The organism is Agarivorans albus, from assembly GCF_019670105.1.
Taxonomy (GTDB): domain Bacteria; phylum Pseudomonadota; class Gammaproteobacteria; order Enterobacterales; family Celerinatantimonadaceae; genus Agarivorans; species Agarivorans albus.
This window is the reverse complement of sequence record NZ_AP023032.1, coordinates 4,731,150-4,750,720: the sequence shown is the minus strand read 5'-3', so window position 1 is coordinate 4,750,720 and position 19,571 is coordinate 4,731,150. Positions and strand designations below refer to the sequence as shown.

At 44.7% G+C, this 19,571-nt stretch carries 18 protein-coding genes; 13 read left to right on the top strand and 5 right to left on the bottom strand.

Going from position 1 to position 19,571, the window contains the following annotated elements; all coding sequences use genetic code 11:
* The first annotated feature begins 48 nt into the window (after positions 1 to 48).
* The 4 genes from K5620_RS21490 (at position 49) to K5620_RS21850 (ending at position 3,453) form a co-directional block, all read left to right on the top strand.
* Positions 49 to 231 (top strand): hypothetical protein, encoded by a 183-nt coding sequence (locus K5620_RS21490; RefSeq protein ID WP_016400237.1) that lies wholly within the window; start codon positions 49 to 51, stop codon positions 229 to 231.
* Between the two features lie 116 nt (positions 232 to 347).
* Entirely contained in the window at positions 348 to 2,432 is a 2,085-nt protein-coding gene (glgX, locus tag K5620_RS21485) for a glycogen debranching protein GlgX (protein WP_016400236.1), read from the top strand.
* Between the two features lie 396 nt (positions 2,433 to 2,828).
* On the top strand, positions 2,829 to 3,308 hold the full coding sequence (locus K5620_RS21855) for a prepilin-type N-terminal cleavage/methylation domain-containing protein (protein ID WP_016400235.1): 480 nt from the start codon (positions 2,829 to 2,831) through the stop codon (positions 3,306 to 3,308).
* Between the two features lie 16 nt (positions 3,309 to 3,324).
* Complete coding sequence (locus tag K5620_RS21850) at positions 3,325 to 3,453, top strand: hypothetical protein (RefSeq protein WP_281423302.1); 129 nt, start codon at positions 3,325 to 3,327, stop codon at positions 3,451 to 3,453.
* Here the strand turns inward: K5620_RS21850 and K5620_RS21475 are convergent, their stop codons facing one another.
* Positions 3,454 to 5,823, bottom strand: a complete 2,370-nt coding sequence (locus K5620_RS21475; RefSeq protein ID WP_051147552.1) for a DNA polymerase II — start codon at positions 5,821 to 5,823, stop codon at positions 3,454 to 3,456.
* 167 nt (positions 5,824 to 5,990) lie between these two features.
* Here K5620_RS21475 and K5620_RS21470 point away from each other — a divergent pair, with 167 nt between their 5' ends.
* On the top strand, positions 5,991 to 6,605 hold the full coding sequence (locus K5620_RS21470; protein WP_040306759.1) for a sugar O-acetyltransferase: 615 nt from the start codon (positions 5,991 to 5,993) through the stop codon (positions 6,603 to 6,605).
* 105 nt (positions 6,606 to 6,710) lie between these two features.
* Here the strand turns inward: K5620_RS21470 and pgi are convergent, their stop codons facing one another.
* Positions 6,711 to 8,363, bottom strand: coding sequence for a glucose-6-phosphate isomerase (gene pgi / locus K5620_RS21465; RefSeq protein WP_016400231.1), 1,653 nt, complete (start codon positions 8,361 to 8,363; stop codon positions 6,711 to 6,713).
* A 297-nt stretch (positions 8,364 to 8,660) separates the two neighbouring features.
* Between pgi and K5620_RS21460 the strand changes: the two genes are divergently transcribed.
* The 8 genes from K5620_RS21460 to K5620_RS21425 all read left to right on the top strand — a co-directional run bounded on the left by K5620_RS21460 (position 8,661) and on the right by K5620_RS21425 (position 15,987).
* Positions 8,661 to 9,797, top strand: coding sequence for a GGDEF domain-containing protein (locus K5620_RS21460; RefSeq protein WP_246612341.1), 1,137 nt, complete (start codon positions 8,661 to 8,663; stop codon positions 9,795 to 9,797).
* Between the two features lie 5 nt (positions 9,798 to 9,802).
* On the top strand, positions 9,803 to 10,069 hold the full coding sequence (locus K5620_RS21455; RefSeq protein ID WP_040306803.1) for a YihD family protein: 267 nt from the start codon (positions 9,803 to 9,805) through the stop codon (positions 10,067 to 10,069).
* A 91-nt stretch (positions 10,070 to 10,160) separates the two neighbouring features.
* On the top strand, positions 10,161 to 11,570 hold the full coding sequence (ccoG, locus tag K5620_RS21450; RefSeq protein WP_016400228.1) for a cytochrome c oxidase accessory protein CcoG: 1,410 nt from the start codon (positions 10,161 to 10,163) through the stop codon (positions 11,568 to 11,570).
* A gap of 24 nt (positions 11,571 to 11,594) precedes the next feature.
* Complete coding sequence (locus tag K5620_RS21445; protein WP_016400227.1) at positions 11,595 to 11,996, top strand: MAPEG family protein; 402 nt, start codon at positions 11,595 to 11,597, stop codon at positions 11,994 to 11,996.
* Between the two features lie 65 nt (positions 11,997 to 12,061).
* Positions 12,062 to 13,033 carry a serine/threonine protein kinase gene (locus tag K5620_RS21440; protein ID WP_016400226.1) on the top strand — a complete coding sequence of 324 codons (972 nt, stop codon included), beginning with the start codon at positions 12,062 to 12,064 and terminating at the stop codon, positions 13,031 to 13,033.
* Positions 13,034 to 13,041: 8 nt separating this feature from the next.
* The gene (locus K5620_RS21435) at positions 13,042 to 13,512 is read left to right on the top strand and encodes a CYTH domain-containing protein (RefSeq protein WP_016400225.1); all 471 of its coding nucleotides are present in this window, start codon (positions 13,042 to 13,044) and stop codon (positions 13,510 to 13,512) included.
* 113 nt (positions 13,513 to 13,625) lie between these two features.
* Positions 13,626 to 15,281 (top strand): AMP-binding protein, encoded by a 1,656-nt coding sequence (locus tag K5620_RS21430; protein ID WP_016400224.1) that lies wholly within the window; start codon positions 13,626 to 13,628, stop codon positions 15,279 to 15,281.
* Positions 15,282 to 15,381: 100 nt separating this feature from the next.
* Positions 15,382 to 15,987 (top strand): thiol:disulfide interchange protein DsbA/DsbL, encoded by a 606-nt coding sequence (locus tag K5620_RS21425; RefSeq protein WP_221075382.1) that lies wholly within the window; start codon positions 15,382 to 15,384, stop codon positions 15,985 to 15,987.
* A gap of 47 nt (positions 15,988 to 16,034) precedes the next feature.
* Here K5620_RS21425 and K5620_RS21420 read toward each other — a convergent pair whose 3' ends face one another.
* The 3 genes from K5620_RS21420 to K5620_RS21410 form a co-directional block, all read right to left on the bottom strand.
* Positions 16,035 to 16,775 (bottom strand): substrate-binding periplasmic protein, encoded by a 741-nt coding sequence (locus K5620_RS21420; RefSeq protein ID WP_016400221.1) that lies wholly within the window; start codon positions 16,773 to 16,775, stop codon positions 16,035 to 16,037.
* Positions 16,763 to 18,442: an ABC transporter substrate-binding protein gene (locus K5620_RS21415; protein WP_215426327.1), complete on the bottom strand. Its 1,680-nt coding sequence runs from the start codon at positions 18,440 to 18,442 to the stop codon at positions 16,763 to 16,765. Before K5620_RS21415 ends, K5620_RS21420 begins: the two co-directional genes overlap by 13 nt.
* An 84-nt stretch (positions 18,443 to 18,526) precedes the next feature.
* Positions 18,527 to 19,423 carry an acyltransferase gene (locus K5620_RS21410; RefSeq protein ID WP_016400219.1) on the bottom strand — a complete coding sequence of 299 codons (897 nt, stop codon included), beginning with the start codon at positions 19,421 to 19,423 and terminating at the stop codon, positions 18,527 to 18,529.
* Positions 19,424 to 19,571 lie beyond the last annotated feature (148 nt).

Sequence of the window (19,571 nt, the reverse complement as noted above, 5' to 3'; positions counted from 1 at the left end):
ACTATAGGTGCATACCCCTAATTAGGTATCAAAATTTAGGGGTATGATATGTTCCGTACAAAAACTAGCCAAACTATTGCCAATGTATTGTCTGACCAAGAAAAATTAGAACAGCTATTGTCGTTGATGTTGCCTGACGAAGTATCTGAACTTGACCAACTTGGCGCACAGCATTGCCGCAGAAAACGCCAAGCTAGTGGGCGCTCGCACTCAATTTCGGCTAAATTTTAGTCATTATCTGTTAATAAACTTACTGTGTAATAAGCTGTTACTGATAAACTATAGCGAAAGAGCCAACTAATAGGCTTTTCATCTCAGTTAATAGCAAAAATAAGACAGCACAGTATATGGCCACAAAAACTCAAGCGGGTGTTTCATTTCCACTCGGCGCGACTTACCAAGGTAAGGGCGTTAATTTTAGTATTTTCTCTAAAAATGCTACGGGAGTTACCCTTCTATTATTTAAAGAAGTTAACTCTCGCAAGCCTTTTGCCGAGTTCCCTTTAGACCCAAATACCAACAAAACAGACCATTACTGGCATATTTTTGTTGAAGACTTAGAAGTAGGAACGCTCTACGGCTTTCAAGTAGACGGTCCCTGGCAACCAGAGCGTGGTTTGCGCTTTGACTCAAGCAAAGTTCTGCTCGACCCTTACGCCAGAATCACCCATTTCCCAGATAACTATTTACGTCAGGTGGCGTCACGCCATGGTCATGTAAATACTAACCAATGTATTAAAGGTGCAGTGGTGGATTTGCGTGGCTTTGATTGGCAGGGCACTCAGCCTATTAAACGCTCATTGCAAGATACCGTTATTTACGAAATGCATGTAGCGGGTTTTACCAAGCACCCGTCTTCGGGTGTAGCGGAGCATAAACGCGGTACTTACGCTGGCGTTATCGAAAAAATTCCTTATCTAAAAGAGCTGGGCATTACCGCCATTGAATTAATGCCGGTGCAGCAGTTTGACTTACAAGACGCGCCTCTGGGTAAGCAGAACTATTGGGGTTATAGCCCAATTAACTTCTTCTCCCCACATACAGCTTACAGCTCCGATAAAAGTGTCTGTGGTGCCTTTAACGAATTTAGAACCATGGTGCGTGAGCTGCATAAAGCCGGCATTGAGGTGATATTGGATGTGGTGTTTAATCACACCGCAGAAGGCGGACACGACGGCCCAACGCTTAGTATGAAGGGTTTGCAAAACGATACTTACTACATGCTAGAAAACGAAAAGCGTTGGTACAGTAACTACTCGGGTTGTGGCAATACTTGTAATGCTAACCACTCGGTAATGCGCCGCATGATCCGTGATGCACTGCGTTTTTGGGTAAACGAAATGCATGTAGATGGTTTCCGCTTTGATTTAGCCTCAGTACTGGCGCGTGACTCTAAGGGTCATGTAATGAAAGAGCCACCCCTGCTATGGTCGATTGATTCAGATCCTTCTTTAGCTGGCACTAAAATCATTGCCGAAGCTTGGGATGCCGCTGGCCTTTACCAAGTAGGTGAGTTTGTTGGTGACCGCTGGAATGAATGGAACGGTAAGTTCCGTGATGATGTGCGCTCGTTCTTTAGAGGGGATTCTGGTGTAACGGGTAAGTTTGCTTCACGCTTATTGGGTAGCCCAGACATTTACTATAAAGAAAACCACTCGCCGCAACGCTCGGTTAACTTAGTCACTGCGCATGATGGATTCACCTTAAACGATCTAGTGAGCTACAACGACAAGCACAACCTAGAAAATGGTGAAAACAACCGTGATGGTGATAACCACAACATTAGTTATAACCACGGTGTAGAGGGGCCAACCCTAAACCCAAAAATCAACGATCTGCGTGAACAGCAAATGAAGAACTTCTTTGCTACTTTGTTGCTCTCGTTAGGTACGCCAATGATTACCATGGGCGATGAAGTAAAACGCACTCAAAACGGTAATAACAATGCTTACTGCCAAGATAACGAGTTATCCTGGTTTGACTGGAGCTTGGTGGACAAAAACCAAAACTTGCTGCGCTTTGTTCAAGAGATGATTAAGTTACGTCGTTATGACGATGTGCTTGAAGAGAAGATCCACTTGAGCCTGTCGGATGTGATTCATGATGCCAATATCGAATGGCATGGTGTGCATCAAGGTCAGCCCGATTGGTCTGAACATAGTCACTCTATTGCGGTTACATTGTTAGATCCATACTCAAAAGACCGCTTATACATGGTGTTTAACTCCTACTGGGAAGAGTTAGAGTTTGAAGTGCCATGCATCGAAGGACATTGGTTTAAGCTTGTTAATACCGCAGCCAAACCGCCAGAAGATGTTTATGACTTTAAAACCGCGCCTATGTTAGAAACTGGCTCAGTTAAAGTGGCTGCACGTTCGGTAATGGTATTTGTGGCGAACCCACAAATTGAAAAACGTAGCGAGAGAGTTTAACTCGCTGCCTTACTAGTTTGTGCAGGGCAATAAAACTTTGCCCATGAAGAATGGGTAGTGTGTGAATAGCTAAACACGCTACCCAACATTAATACCAATAATAGTACTCTTACACCCATCGAAAAAAACGCCATTGTATTGCCCTCTTTGCCTCCATCCGTGTGACTTGTTTGCCATTATGATTTGCTAGTTTGAGGCTAGTATCTAACGAAAGTTTCATTATTTTAATAAGTTATGGACTTTTGTTTGATAAAAGTGAGCTGGGTTGGATTTTTATTCTAATGTTACAAAAAATGCTTTGTTCGTAAAAAGTCAATTTAAATTGCCGTTATAGGGATAATACAAGTTCTTAATTCACCCTGTTTCACCAATCTAGAAAGTAACTTTAGGCGCTATATGAACAAGCAATCTGGTTTTACTCTCATCGAATTAGTAATAGTAATTATCATTTTGGGAATACTCTCTGTGGTGGCTGCACCAAAGTTCCTAAATCTTCAAAGCGATGCAAAAAAAGCGACCTTAGAGGGGGCTGCCGCTGCAGTAAAAACCTCTGCTGATTTGGTATTTAACCAAGCAGCTATTGATGGCCTAGAGCAAGAATCACGTGCAGAGGTAGAAACGAGCTTGGGTATTGTAGAGGTAAAAGATGGTTACCCAGAGGCGCACGGTGAAGACTACCTTGGTATGGAGTCATTGATTGAAACTGACTTAGAAATGCAGTTTGTGGATGGCAGTTCGCGCTTGTATATCGGTTATGTCTCTGGCGATAAAGATGTTAATGATAGCGGATGTTTTGTTACTTACACTGAAGCGGGAGGAACCCTTAACCCTAGTGAGTCAAACTACCTGGTTAGTATTGACGACAGCGAGTGTTAAGCGCCGAATGAAGAACATGCATATTGAAAAATTAACAAAAACTATCAAAATGCGAACCATGGTTGTTCGTGCCATGTTTGCTTCTATCAGTTTGTTGTTGCTGGTTTCAGCCTCTTTAGAAGCAAAACCTTTTCTACTGGGTTAACTAGAACAAACCTAATTGCGCAGAGGTTATTTGCTCAAAATCCAAATCAATGAAGGGCAAAATAGCATCGGCAATCGGCTGTAGTTGTTTGTCTAAGTAATGTTGATAGTCAATTTGGCTAACTCGGTTAGTTAGCGGCTCGGGCCCATTTATGGTCATCCAATAGGCAATACTGCCTTTATTTTGATATTGCAGTGGTTTACCTAGAGCTTGGTTATGTTCGTCGGCGAGCCGCGCTGCTCGCACCTGTGGTGGCACATTCTTCACGTACTCGGCTAACTTGCGGCGTAATCGCTTACGGTAAATAAGTTGCTGGTCGTACTCGCCAGCCATTAGTTTATCCACGGTATCGAGAACAAACTGGCGTGGATCTTGGTCAGAAAAAACTCGCTCGAGCAATCCGGTTTGAAATATCTTCGCCATCTCTGTCCAATCTGAACGTACGGTTTCTAAGCCTTTAATGACTAACTGCTTATCGTTGGTTAAACCTGCATAACGCTTTTTACTGCCGGTTTCAGAGCCGCGAATGGTTGGCATTAAAAAGCGAGAAAAATGAGTCTCAAACTCAATTTCTAGGTGACTATCTAACTGCATTTCTGAGGCTAGCTTGTGCTGCCAATATTGGTTTATACCTTGCGCCAGTTGTTGGCCTATTTGTTTGGCTTGCTCTGCGTTCAAATCTTGATTTAGCCAAACAAAGGTAGAGTCGGTATCACCATAAATCACTTCATGGCCCTGCTCGCTGATCCAGTCTGCTGTTTCTTGCATTAGCTGGTGGCCGCGCATAGTGATTGAACTGGCTAAGCGGGGATCGTGAAAGCGACAACCAGTAGAGCCTAGCACTCCATAAAAACTATTCATTAAAATTTTGATCGCCTGCGAGCGAGCACTGTCATGATCGGCCTTGGCTTGATCGCGCTGCAGCCAAAGCTGATTAATGATCTCTGGTAAAAAATGTTTATCGCGGCTAAATACTCCGCCTCTAAAGCCTTCAATGGCATTGTCGGGGCTCGCTAGCCCTTCAATTAAGCCCAGCGGATCAATTTTAAAGGTACGAATGATAGAGGGGTACAGGCTCTTAAAATCGAGTACCAGCACATTGTTATACAAGCCTGGTTTAGAGCTCATCACATAACCGCCGGGGCTATCGGCGATAAAGTCTCGGGTAAGATTTGGCGCTACATAGCCAGCTCGGTGCAATTTAGGCAAATAAACATTGGTAAAGGCTGCCACCGAGCCACCACTTCTATCTAGCATTAGGCCAGTAAGTTGGCTGCGCAAACAAAGGTATTCAAGGATTTGCGTATGCTGGAAGATGTCTAACACTAACTTACAGTCTTCGAGGTTGTAGGCGGCAAGCTGGGGTTTGTTGTGGGCAAAGTTATGGTTAATTTCAGCCATACGGTCATGCACTTCGTCTACCAATTTGCCGCGCTTAAGCAGTTGTTGGGCAACGTTTTCCAAGCTAAAACTATCGAAGTGGTAAGTGGCTGATTTTAGTGCGTCTATGCCGTCTACTACTACGCGCCCAGGAATGCTAATAAAACCTGTTTGCTCGTTATCGCTACGCTCGCGCCAACGCGCCACGCCTTGTTGGCGGCCTAGCGCCAGTTTTATTCCATGCAAAGCGGCGCGTTTAACCAGCAACCTAAAATCAAAATTGATGACATTCCAACCAATTATGATGTCCGGGTCGAGTTTTTCTATTACTAGCTCAAGCTGTTTTAGTAAGGCGTACTCATTGGCCAACCAGGTAATTGGCGTATCAGCGGCTTGTTCACTGCCAATCATAAGCACTTGCTGAAAGTGCTCACCGTATAATCCAATCGAGTAAAGTTGGCCTTTTTCACTGCATTCTATGTCTAGCGATAGCACCGACAGCTTAGGTGTATATTGGGCCGTTTTTATTTTGGCTTGCTGCCAAGCGGGGTAACGTGGATTACTCCCTTGGCTGCCAGCAAAAGCCATGCTGCCATAACAAAAGCGTTCGGTAAGAAAGCGTTCATGTAATTTTATGTCATGTTCAAAGCAGCTTAATCCGGCTTGCTGTAAGTTTTGTGCGGCGCGGTAATGCGCATCGATACTGGCAAAGTACAAGGCAGTAATCGGCTGATGCTGGAAGGTGTTTAACGCTACGCTTTGGTGCTTAAGCAAGTGCTCGCCAACGGTTTCTAGCACGGTATCTAGTTCACTACTTAACACAAAAAATACCGGCTGCTGGTCACTTACCTCTAAACACACCGGGCCTTGGTTACTGGCTAACCAAAGCTGAATATAAGCCCGACCTTGACGATCGTAACTATTGGCTGTGAGTAAAAAACCTTGTCCTTGCCGCTGCTGGCTTGGCACTGTATGACCTCGGTACTGCATTATGCTTGGCAACTTAGCACAAAGCCGAGTGCCTTAGCTAATATCCACCAGCATCTTTATTTTGTTTAACTACGCATTTGTGAATAGTGGTTTCTGCCAAGGTGCTAATAGACTGCGCAGGCATTTAGCTGCACAGTTAAGCTAAAGCCTTTTAGTGAGTGGTAAGCATGACAAGTCAATTTGAGCGAATGATGGCGGGTTTAAGTTTTAACCGTTGGGATAAAGACCTAGGCGAGCGCCGTTTAGCTACTCGGCAAATTACTCATAAGTTTAATCAAACCGCCCCCGAAGACGCCGAACTGCGCGAAGCGCTAGTGCGTGAGCTGTTTGTGAAGGTAGGTAAAAACATCGAGATATGCCCGCCACTCACCGTGGATTATGGTGACACGGTGTTTATCGGCGAAGATGTATTTATTAATACCAACTTAACCTTGGTGAATTCGGGCAAAATTACTATTGGTGATCGGGTGATGATTGCACCGAATGTAAGTTTGTTTTCGATTAACCATGCCTTAGACCCTGACTTACGCAAAACCTACGTTAATCAGCAAGGTGAGCGAGAAGTGATTGATTACCCAGCGCCCATCACTATTGGTGACGATGTATGGATCGGCGGTCACGCAGTAATTCTAGCGGGTGTAACGGTGGGCAATGGCTCGGTGATAGCAGCTGGAGCGGTAGTGACTAAAGATGTGCCAGCAGGCGTATTAGTGGGAGGCAATCCGGCTAAGGTGATTCGTGAGATACAAGCGGGGGAAACGGTGCGCCAAGCAAGAGTTTAGTGCTTGCAGAGCTTTATTTTGTAGCTTACTTATTTATCGCAAAGATTAAAAAAGCTGGCCTAGGCCAGCTTTTTACATTTAACGCACAAAGCTAAGCAGTAAGGCTTAGCTCCAAGCTTTAAAGGTATTAATTAAACCATTGGTTGAGCTGTCGTGGCTGCTTACTTCGCTGCCATCTTTTAGCTCTGGTAAAATTTGGTTAGCTAGCTGCTTACCTAGTTCTACGCCCCATTGGTCGAAGCTGAAGATGTTCCAGATAATGCCTTGTACGAAGATTTTGTGCTCGTACATAGCAACCATGGCACCTAAAGAGCTAGGGGTGATTTTCTTAACCAAGATTGAGTTAGTTGGCTTGTTACCGGTGAATACTTTAAACGGAGCTAACTCAGCGACTTCTTCCGCTGATTTACCGGCGGAAACTAATTCTGCTTCTACGGTTTCGCGAGACTTACCAAAAGCCAAGGCTTCGGTTTGGGCGAAGAAGTTAGACATTAGCTTAGCGTGGTGATCCGATAATGGATTGTGGCTAGTGGCTGGTGCAATAAAGTCACATGGGATTAGCTTAGTGCCTTGGTGAATCAGCTGGTAGAAGGCGTGTTGGCCGTTGGTACCTGGTTCACCCCAAATAATTGGGCCAGTTTGGTAATCAACAGGGTTGCCGTTGCGGTCTACGTTTTTACCGTTAGACTCCATATCGCCTTGCTGGAAGTAAGCAGCAAAGCGGTGCATGTATTGGTCGTAAGGTAGAATAGATACGCTTTCTGCACCAAAGAAGTTGTTGTACCAAATGCCTAACAAACCAAGAATAACCGGTAGGTTTTGCTCTAGCTCGGCTTCTGCGAAGTGCTTGTCCATAGCGTGGGCGCCATCTAACAACTCAATAAAGTTGTCGTAGCCAACAGTAAGGGCAATCGATAAACCAATCGCTGACCAAGAAGAGTATCGACCGCCTACCCAATCCCAAAACTCAAACATGTTGTCGGTATCAATACCAAACTCAGCAACAGATTTAGCGTTAGTAGACAGTGCAGCAAAGTGCTTAGCTACGTGAGCTTGGTCGCCAGCTGCAGCTAGGAACCAATCGCGTGCGCTGTGGGCGTTAGTCATGGTTTCTTGGGTAGTGAAAGTTTTAGACGCTACTAAGAACAAAGTAGTTTCTGGGTCTACTTGTTTTAGGGTTTCGGCGATATGAGTGCCGTCTACGTTTGATACGAAGTAGGTAGTAATGTTTTCTACTTTGTATGCGCCTAGTGCTTCAGTAATCATTACTGGGCCTAGGTCTGAACCGCCAATACCAATGTTTACAATGCTTTCAATTGCTTTGCCGGTGTAACCTTTCCATTCGCCAGAATGTACTTTTTCACAGAAGCCTTTCATTTTTTCTAGCACAGCGTTTACTGCTGGCATTACGTCTTCGCCGTCTACCATTACTGGGGTATTGCTGCGATTACGTAGTGCGGTATGTAGTACCGAGCGGCCTTCTGTTTGGTTGATTTTCTCACCAGAGAACATAGCTTTAATTGCGCTATCTAGCTTGGTTTCTTTAGCTAGTGCAACTAACTGCTGCATGGTTTCTTCAGTGATTAAGTTTTTAGAGTAATCTAATAAGATTTGCTCGTTAAACTCTACCGAGAAGCGATTGAAACGGTCTGCGTCAGCGGCGAATAGCTCGCTAAGTTTAACCTCTTTTTGTGCTTCAAAATGCGCTTGTAACGCTTTCCAAGCCTGTGTAGTTGTTGGATTGATATTGTCCAGCATTGACCTTGTTCCTTAGATGCTTTACCTAGTTGACCGAGTTGCAAGTTTATTGACCAGTACTTGCGGGTAGCACTTTACCCTTTCTGGGAAAAAGGACGCAAGCAATCAGATCAATATTGTGCAAAAGCTTGCGACCTATTTTAGCTAAGTTTGACTATTTTGTATTAAAACTGCGCGTCATGTTGGTGTTTATCCATTTTTTATCAAAGGGTTTTTCTGTTCTCGCTATTCAAGTTGTTGCTACAATGCCCACAAATTATTCGCCTCTCACCTGCAAGGGATCTGTTTTTGCGCAATGTGCAGTTACAAGTAAACACTGAAAACGCCCGTTATTTACTTAACAATGGGCGTTTAGTGGCGTTAATGACCGTTGCGTATAGCCTTATTTGGTGGTGTTTGTTTGCGCCTAGCCTTTCTTCAAGCCTGCATTTGCTGTGGCTATTTTGCATGTTGGCTTTATCGGCCGTGTTTTACTTTTTTGCGCGTATTCAAAGCGAAGTAATTGACGATTTTGTCCCGGCGCCGCAACTAACGCGTTACTTTAGTTTGGCCACTAGTTCTGGGGTGCTTTGGGCGGTAGGTATTTTGCTGTTTATGCCGGTGTTACCTGCTTCCGAGCGTTTATTATTGGTGGTGCTGGTGGGCGCGTTGTTGTCGCTGGTGGTGGTGCCAAACTTACTAAGTATTCGTAGCTTTAACGGTTTTAGCATTCCATTGTTATTAGCGTTGTTGGTTTCTATGGTGGAGGCTAGCCGAACCGAGTGGGTGGCTTGTTTGGTATTACTGCTAAGCTGGGGAGTACTAAATATTGTGTTACGCCGCGCCGAAACCTTAGTTAAGGCTAATTTTTCCGAAGGAGCGCTAAATAGGGCCAAGGCTTTAGAGTTGGCCGACAGCCATGCTTTAATGCGCCATCAAAGTGAGCGAGATGCACTCACCGGCCTGTATAATCGGGCTATATTTGAGCAAACACTGGCTTTACATTGGCGTTTAAGCAGCCGGGCAAATACTTCCTTAAGTTTATTGCTGATCGATGTTGATTTCTTCAAGCCTTATAACGATCATTACGGTCATGTTGCAGGCGATCAATGTTTAAGCAAAGTTGCTAATTTGTTTACTCAAGCCTTGCAGCGTGAAGATGATATTGTTGCCCGCTATGGCGGCGAAGAGTTTGTAATGGTATTGCCCAACACCGATACCAAAGGCGCATTGCAAGTTGCTGGAAGAGTTAGAACACTAATGGCCGAGGCTAAATTGCGCCACGAGTATTCGACCGCAGCCAGTTATGTGACCGTGAGCATTGGTATTTCTTGTTTAATTCCAGTGGCTCAGCAAAGCACCAAAGAGATCGTAGATAAAGCCGATAAGGCACTATATAGAGCCAAGCAGTTAGGTAGAAACCAAGCTGTAGTGGCCGCCCGTGGAGAAGTATAATGAGTATGCAGTTGCATCGTATTGAAGAATTAATCGATTTACTCACACCGGTTTGGAAACAACAACCGGAGCTTAACTTAGTAGAAATTATCACTCAAATAGCCGACCAAGCAGGGAACAATAAACCCTTGAGTGAACTGACCGATGACGTGCTTATTTACCAACTTAAAATGCTTACAATTGGTAAAGACGAGATGATTCCTGGCATCGCAAAAGATTGCGAGGATGATTTTAAAACCGCCTTATTAAAAGCGCGTGGCGTAAAAGTTTAATTTCTTAAGTGGCAATTGCGTCTGCAATTGCCGTTTTTGCTTAAGCAAAGGCATTAGTCACATCAGTGCCTCCTCTCATAAGGATTGAGTGATGAGTGAACGTATTCCTGTTAAAGACGTCAGCCCCAAACCTCGCGCGGCTAAAAAACGTGCTCCGGTAGATCGTTACAACCCCCAAGAACAAATTTATGTGCGTGAGCAAAAAGGTGTATTTCAACGCTTGCGTAAGTACATGGGCTGGTTTTTTATAGCGGCTTTTGTGATTGTGCCGTTTATTCCTTACGGCGATCGCCAAGCAATTTTGCTAGATATGGGGGCTCGTCAGTATCACTTTTTTAGCTTAACCCTGTGGCCGCAAGATTTATTGCTATTGGCTTGGTTCTTCATTATTGCTGCCTTTGCTTTGTTTTTTATTACCACCTTTTTAGGCCGAGTATGGTGTGGTTACTTGTGTCCGCAAACGGTGTGGACCTTTATCTTTATCTGGTTTGAAGAAAAGATTGAAGGCAGCGCCAATAAGCGTAAAAAGCTAGATAAATCGCCCTGGAGCTTTAACAAAATTTGGCGAAAAACAGCCAAACATACCGCATGGATTGCGGTGTCGGTATTTACCGCTTTGTCGTTTGCCGCTTACTTTGTGCCAGTTAAACAGCTGTGGTGGGACTTTTTCACGCTAAATGCCAGCGGTGCGGTTAACTTCTCGGTGATTTTCTTTACCGTAGCAACTTACGCTAACGCCGGTTGGATGCGCACCATTGTATGTACTCACATGTGCCCCTATGCGCGTTTTCAGTCAGCGATGTTTGATAAAGACACTTTTATTGTGGGTTACGATGTTGAGCGAGGCGAAAGCCGCGGCCCACGTAAGCGCAATGCCGACCACAAAGCCTTAGGTTTAGGTGACTGTGTAGATTGTGATTTGTGTGTGCAGGTGTGCCCTGCAGGCATTGATATTCGCGAAGGCTTGCAGTACGAATGTATTAACTGTGGTGCTTGTATTGATGCCTGTGACCAAACCATGGAGCGCATGAACTACCCGAAAGGCTTAATTCGCTACACAACCGAGCATAACTTGGCGGGGCAAAAAACCGATGTACTGCGGCCTAAGCTGATCGGTTATGGGGTGGTGTTAAGTGCCATGCTGGTCGCTTTTGTATTCACCTTGCTTAACGTGAAGCCGATGCAGTTAGATGTGTTGCGTGATCGTTCTTCTTTGTACAACGAAACCTCTGAAGGTTTGGTAGAAAATACCTACACCTTAAAGGTGATTAACAAATCCTCTGAAGCGCGCGAGTTCCACTTAAGTGTGCGTGGTTTGGAGGAAGTAGAGTGGATAGGCCAGCAAATTGTCACAGTAAAAGGTGGCGAAGTGTTTAGTTTGCCTATTTCACTGGCGAGCGACCCTTACTTGTTGCCACGTTCGATCACCGATATTGAGTTTGTATTAGAAAGTGGCGATGACCAGTTTATCCAAGCTAGTCGCTTTATTAGTGGTGGTTAATAACAGGGTGCTGGAGAATAAAGTTTGAAACTGGTTCTGGCGTGTTTTGCGTTGTTGTTAGTGCTGCCTTATTTGCTGGCAGCACTTGGTTCGGCAGCGCGTAAGCGCCAGTTAGGCACTATAGATAATCAAGATCCCCGCCAACAATCCCAATTGTTAAATAGCGTTGGTCAACGTATCTATGCTTCTCAACAAAATGCTTGGGAAGCTTTAGCTTTGTTTACGGGCAGTTTGCTAATAGCCCATCTTGCAGGGCTTGATTTTAGCCGTATTCAATATGCCGCTGTGTTATTTACCGCTACCCGCTTGTTGCACCCTTGGGTATACGTGTTTGGCTTTGCTACCTTGCGTTCGTTGCTAATGCTGGTGGCTTGGTTGAGCTGTATTTATATTGTGGTTCAAGCCTTTTATCAGCTACCTGCTTAGCGCTGGCTAGGGAACTTGTTTTACTGCTACACTGCGCCGATAACCTCTTGTAAAACTGCCGAGCCATGAGCGCCTTTCTATTTGCCGATTTACATCCCGACACTATTCTTGATGCTATTGAATCTCAAGGCATTTTCCCTAGTAGTGGTTTGTTGGCTTTAAACTCTTACGAGAACCGTGTTTATCAATTTCAAGCCGAAGATGGGCTGCGTTATGTGGTGAAGTTTTATCGGCCAGAGCGTTGGAGCCAAGCCCAGATTCTCGAAGAACATCAATTTAGTTTATCGATGGCAGAAGTAGATGTGCCGATTGTGGCACCGCTAGTGCGAGATGGTCGCAGCTTGTTTGATTATCAAGGTTGGTTATTTACCATTTTCCCTAGTGTTGGAGGACGCGGTTTTGAGGTAGATAACCTCGACCAAATCGAGCGTGTTGGCCAATACCTAGGGCGCATGCACCAGAAAGTGGGCAGCAAACTGTTTGAGCACCGCTTATCGATTAATACCGAAGAGATGCTCGACCAGCCGTTGGAGTTATTACGTGATTGGCTACCCGAGGGTTTGGCACTGCCATTTTTTACCGTAGCTGAGCAAGTAGCCGAAGCGGCAAAGACGGCCTATAAACCTAAAACCATTATTCGTTTACATGGTGATTGCCACCCTAGCAACATATTGTGGCGTGATGGTCCGATGCTGGTGGATTTAGATGACGCGCGTAATGGCCCTGCCGTGCAAGATCTATGGATGATGCTGGCTGGAGATGACAATGAGCGCCGCCTGCAATTAGAAGTTCTATTAGAAGGCTATGAGGCCTTTTGTGAATTTGATAGCAGTGAGCTGGCCTTAATTGAGCCGCTGCGTGCTATGCGAATGATTCACTACATGGGCTGGTTAGCACGGCGCTGGCAAGATGCAGCCTTTCAACGCGCCTTTCCTTGGTTTAACTCGCAACGTTATTGGGAAGACCAAATACTCGCGCTTAAAGAACAGCTTTCGGCTCTGCAGCAAGCGCCATTGTCTTTAACTCCCGGTTATTGAGGACTGTTATGAGTGTAGAAATAGAACGCAAGTTTTTGGTTAACAGCGATGCATTTGTTAAGCAAGCGAGTGAGCAAACCCGAATTGTACAGGCTTACTTAAACAGTGATAAACAACGTACAGTACGAGTGCGTGTTCGCGGTGAGCAGGGTTTTCTTACCATTAAAGGTAAAAGTAATCAGTCGGGTTTAAGCCGCTATGAATGGGAGAAAGAAATTCCCCTGAGCGAAGCCGAGCAGCTATTAGCACTGTGTGAGCCTGGCGCCATTGATAAAGTTCGCTACTTAGTGCCTGTTGCACAACATGTATTTGAAGTGGATGTATTTGCTGGAGATAACCTCGGCTTAATTGTTGCCGAAGTAGAGCTGAGCAGCGAGCAAGAAAGCTTTGCAAAGCCCGACTGGCTGGGGCAAGAGGTCACAGGGCAAGCTAAATACTATAACTCTCAACTTAGCTTAAATCCTTTCAAAAACTGGTGATAAACAGAGTGTTTGTTCACATTACTTCGGCTTATTTTCGATTTGTACTGGCATCCTGCGCCTAGCCGTATAGGATTGATATAAAAGGTGAATAACTTGTAACGAGGTTGTGAATGACAAACTTTGTCACCCCCGTTGATGCACTAATGCATTGGCAAAAGCAGGATCCGCAGCGCGTTTACCTACGTCAGCCTATTGATGGCGTATATCATGAGAAAACTTGGGCAGTAGTAGCGCGCGAAGCCGGTCAAATTGCTCAAGGCTTATTGTCTCAAGGCCTAGAGCCCGGCGACAAAGTGGCCATTTTAGCTAAAAATAGTGCCGAATGGTTTATTGCCGATCTGGCAATCATGATGGCTGGCTGTGTAAGCATTCCTATTTATTCCACCGCTAGTGTGGATACCATCTCTTTTGTACTTCAACACAGCGAAGCTAAGCTGTTGTTTGTGGGTAAGTTAGACGAATGGGGCAAGCAAGCCTCGGCCGTGCCTATCGGCTTAAAAACTGTTGCGATGCCCTATCCCACCATGCCTTGCCACATTCAATGGAGTGATTGGTTGAAGGAAATGCCGGTGATTGAGAAAAATCATCTGTGGGATGCAAAAGACATTATGACGATTATCTATACCTCGGGCAGTACTGGTGACCCTAAAGGCGCCGAGATTAGCTTTGAGGCATATCGTTATGCCTGTGAACAGCTAATTGATGTGTTGCAAGCTGGCAGTGAAGACCGGGTGATGTCGTACTTACCCTTGGCGCATATTACTGAGCGAGTTTACATTCAAGGCACCAGCATTTTTAGCGGTCAATTTAGTGTGTCGTTTGTTGAATCCTTAGATACTTTCCCTGATAACTTGCGCAGCGTACAGCCTACTTTGTTTATTTCGGTACCTCGTTTGTGGGCGCGTTTCCAGCAAGGTGTATTTGAAAAACTGCCACCGAAAAAACTCAAGTTGTTGTTATCTATTCCCTTGGTGTCTAGTTTAATAAAGCTCAAAATTAAAAAGGCCTTGGGTTTAAATAAGGCGCGAATTTTAGGTTGTGGTAGTGCTCCGGTAGCGCCTTCATTATTGCATTGGTATCAAAGCATTGGCTTAAATATCTCTGAAGCCTGGGGCATGACCGAGAACCTAGCTTACGGCACCTTAAATGTACCTTTTCGAAGCGACAAAATTGGCACCATCGGAAAAGCGGGTCCTGGCGTAGAAATAAAAATCTCTGAGCAAGGAGAGATTCTTGCTAAGGGCGAAGGCATGATGCAGGGCTACTACAAACATGCTGATCTCACTGAGGAGTCAATTGTTGATGGCTGGCTGCATACAGGAGATAAAGGTGAAATAGATAATGATGGTTACGTTAAAATTATTGGCCGTTTAAAAGAAAGTTTTAAAACGGCGAAAGGAAAATATGTAGCCCCCGTTCCTATTGAACAGAGCTTGGCTGAAAATTCGATGGTTGAGCAGGTATGTGTGGTGGGCAGCGCCCTCACGCAGCCTTGTGCTTTGGTGGTGTTAGCGGCTGAAATGAAACAGCATTCGCAAGCCCAAATTGAAGCCAGCTTAAATCGCACCCTTAAAAAGGTGAATGAGCAATTAGAAAGTCATGCCAAGTTGTCGCATGTGGTGGTGGTAAATGAGGATTGGAACGTAGATAACGCCCTGCTTACCCCTACTTTAAAAATTAGACGTAACCAAATTGAACAACATTATTCGGTATTAATACATCAAGATGTAGATACCACTGTAATGTTTGAAATGGGATCTTGGTAAACGTAAATTTATGTCAACAACATAGTCAACGATTGACCGAGCTGGTGCTAATCATTATGCTCGGTTTTTTATAAAGTTCACTGGAAGGAAATACCGAGTGATGAAAAAACTACTGATTGGTTTAATGGCAATGCTTACTTTGCCGATGGCAATAGCGGCTGACTTTAAAGAAGGCACGCATTACGATGTGATTAAGCAAACAGCTACTGCTAAACCAGAAGTTATCGAGTTTTTCTCGTACTACTGCCCGCACTGTTTTAAGTTTGAACCAGTAGCAGAGAGTATTAAAAAATCCCTACCAGAAGGCGTAGCGTTCAAAAAGAACCACGTAAGCTTTATTGGCGGCCAAATGGGTGAAGAAATGGTTCGCGCTTTCGCTGCAGCAGAAATGCTAGAAGTAGAGCCTGCAATTAGCAACGCTATCTTTGATTCTATCCATAACAAACGTCAAAACTTCACCAGCCGTGATGATCTTCGCAGCATCTTTGTTGCCAACGGTGTTGATGGTAAGAAATTTGATAGCGCAGCCAGCAGCTTTGTTGTGAATGGCATGGTTTCGCAAATGGAAAAGAACACCATGAACTATAAGATTCGCGGTGTGCCGGCCTTAGTGGTTAATGGTAAGTACCAAGTTAACACGGGCTCAGTAAAATCAATTGAAGAGCTAAATGAGTTAGTTAGCTACTTGGTTAATTTAAAGGGCTAGTCTCTTGTACTGATAATAAAGCAGCCAATAGGCTGCTTTTTTTGTTTTTATAAACCCAAATCCACTTGGTATTGTTGTTCGTAAGACGCCAATATCTTGCTTATTTTCCCGCTTTTTTGTAGTTGATTAAGGCTGGTTTGCAGTTTTTGTAAAGCGCCAGCATCGCTGTCTTTGTTACACGCGATGGCGCGTAGTGAACTGTAAAAATCAAACCCCTGTTTTTGAATCCCTAAAGAATAATGGTAATGCACATAGGCAGAGGACAAGATATCGCTAGCCCAAGCTTGAGTACGTTGGCGTTGTAGTTTTTTTGCACTGTTAAGGTTGGTTTTAGCCAAATCAACTTCAACCCCCAGGCTTTCCAAATACTCGCCAATCCCACTACCTAAATAACTGCCTATTTTTAGCTGTTGTAGATCTGCAACGCTGCTTAAAGGTGTAAAGCTTTGTTGCGGCTGATAAATCGCATAGCGGCTAATATACATGGGGCTTATCCAAGTAAATGAGCTCTCTCTTGCTTGGCTGCGCTCTATAGCAAAAACGCAGTTATTGGGCGATTCGAGCGCCATCAAATAAGCGCGTTTTAATGGTAACAAGCGGATACTTATATCTAAATTGCTGTGTTTTTTTAGCAATTCATAAACTTCTATATTAACTCCTGCTAGCTCTCTTTGGTCTTGGATGACATAAGGCGGGTCTAAATAGGTATTAAACACCAGCTCAACACCTTGCGCTGGCAAGCTTAAGGCTAGGCTGGCACTTAAGCAGCTGGCTTTTAAGGTTGCCATTGTTTAATTAACTCTGTGTAGTTTAAGGTTTTACCCGGCGGTTTTTCGTTTTCCAGCTTGGGTTTGGGAGAACCGGGATGAGCCAGCCATAATGAGGCTTGTTGCGCCGAGATGAGCTTAGGGCTGCAGGGACCAGGGTTGTCTTTACCAATTTTAGCTAGTGCTAAGTCCATGCTTTGTGCCAATTCTTTCATTATCTGGGGAACTGCTTCTCCATGGTCGCTAGCGCGGCCAATGTATTGCCACCATAGCGACGATAAAGCTGGATAATTGGGCACATTTAGTCCGGTGGGCGTCCATTCGTTACGCGCATTGCTTTGATAAAATTCTACTAAGCCGCCTAGCTCGGCTGAGCGCTCACTAAATGGTTTAGACATCACATCGCTTTGGCGAATAGGGGTTAAACCCACCATGGTTTTACGCAGAGAAACCGTTTTGGCGACATTAAATTGAGCGTATAACCATGCCGCTTGTTGACGCTTTAAAGGGGTAGATTTTACCAGTGTCCAAGCTCCTACATCTTGGTAGCCTGACTTCATGCCGGGTTGCCAGTAAGCACCCCGCGGTGAAGGTGCTACTCGCCATAGGGGTAATCCATCTTTATCGGTAACGGCTAAGTCTGGTTGGCTTAAATCTGCAGTAAAGGCGGTATACCAAAAAATTTGTTGCGCTATGTGGCCTTTGGCTATTTCGGCCCCAGCTTGGCTAAAGGTCATCTTTTGTGCTTCTGGAGGGGCATAACGTTTTAACCAATCTACATACTTTTGAATAGCGTAGATGGCAGCGGGAGAGTCGAGAGCGCCGCCACGCCTCATGCTTGCGCCCACAGGGCGACAACCGTGGCGACGTATGCCCCATTCATCCACAGGTACACCGTTGGGTAAACCTACATCACCCATGCCTGCCATAGAAAGCCAAGCATCGGATATTCGCCAACCTAGCGAAGGGTCACGTTTACCATAATCCATATGGCCATATACTTTTTGCCCATCTATTTCTTTTACGTGCTCGGTAAAAAATTCGGCGATGTCTTCATAGGCCGACCAGTTCACTGGAACGGCTAAGGGGTAGCCATAAATGGTTTGAAATTGCTGCTGTAGCTCGGGGCGCTTAAACCAGTCTTGGCGATACCAATAAAGATTGGCGAATTGCTGGTCGGGGAGTTGCAACAAATCGCCGTAAGGGCCGGTGGTAAAGGCTAAGCCAATAAAATCATCGATATCTAGGCTGGGTAAGGTGACGTCTTTTCCTTGGTGTTGCATAAACTGGCTTAAGTTAACGATGTTGCGAGAACGAAAGTGACCACCAATTAAATCACTGTCACTGACATAGATATCGTAATAGTTGATGTCCAAGTCCATTTGGCTTTGTAGCTTTTTTACTACGTCGTCTTCACCGCTGATCTCGTGGATAACTTTGATACCAGTGAGTTGGTAAAACAAGGGGGCAATAACGGTGGCTTCGTACCAGTGAGTATTAATGCGCTCTGAAATAGCGCGAATAGTAATGCCTTGATAGGGTTGAGCGGCTTGTTTAAACCAACGTAGCTCTTCGATTTGTTGCTGTTGGCTTAGGCTAGACGGCTGAAATTCTTCTAGCCAAGGGCTAAAATCCTCTGCCCAGCAGCTGCCTACTAGCCAATAAAGCATCCAAAGCGATCGCCGCAACACGTTTCTCCGTTGTTTTTACTCCTATAAAAATAGCAGTAAAATCAGGCTGTCAGGATCTTGCCTTGGATATTGTGAACAGGGTTAGTCTTTTAGTACGCTTTGTAGATATTGATCTTTAGTTTGCCAAGTATCATCGAGCCAAAGCTTAAAGTGGCGCTTAAATTGTTTATCTTGCAGGTAGTCGCCGCGTAACTCTCGGTTGATTGCTATGGTATCGATTTTCACCACTACCTTATCGAGCTTACCTGATAATAAGGCCTTAAAAGGCGGAAGTGTTTCGGTGGTGCCGGGATAGGCCAAGGTTACATCAATAATCTGGTCAAATTGTTCGCCCAAAGCCGATAAGGTGTAAGCAATACCCAGCGCTTTTGGTGGCAATAAGTGTTGATAGTTAGAGTGGGATTGTTGTTGCTTTTGTTGGGTAAAGCGGGTCCCTTCTACAAAGTTAATGACTGTTGTGGGGTTGGTTTTAAACTTCTCACAAGAGCGTTTGGTTGATTCTAAATCTTTACCGCGCTTTTCTGGATGTTTGAGCAAGTACTGGCGCGAGTATCTGCGCATAAAGGGCATGTCTAAAGCCCAGCAGGCTAGACCAACAAAAGGCACATACAAAAGCTGTTGTTTGAGAAAAAACTTAGGCATGGGAATACGTGAGCCAAACAACATGCACAGTAATACGATATCGGCCCAGCTTTGATGATTACAAATCATCAAGTACCAACTTTTTTTGCTGAGCTGGCTATTATCTTCAATCACAAACTCGGTGTTGTTTACTAAGCGAAATATGGCGCGATTCATTTCGCTCCAACACCACATTAAAAAGTTAGTTAGTTTACCCACCCAAGGATAAAGCCCTTTAGGTAACAACAGTTTAATGATGCCACAAACAATGATTAAAGAGCCCACCATGGCGGTATTCATAATGGCTAAACTGGCAGAAAGAATCATTAACAAGGATGCTGGGAAAAAACGTAACATAGTGGTCGATATAGCTCTTTAAACAGCCAAGGGCTGGTAGTTATTGAGATTTAAATCAGCTTAAATTATGGTTGGCGCCATTCTAGCACTTTTTTTGATAAGCGAAACGCCGACCACTGTATAGTATCTGTCAGTTGGCTGCAGTTTA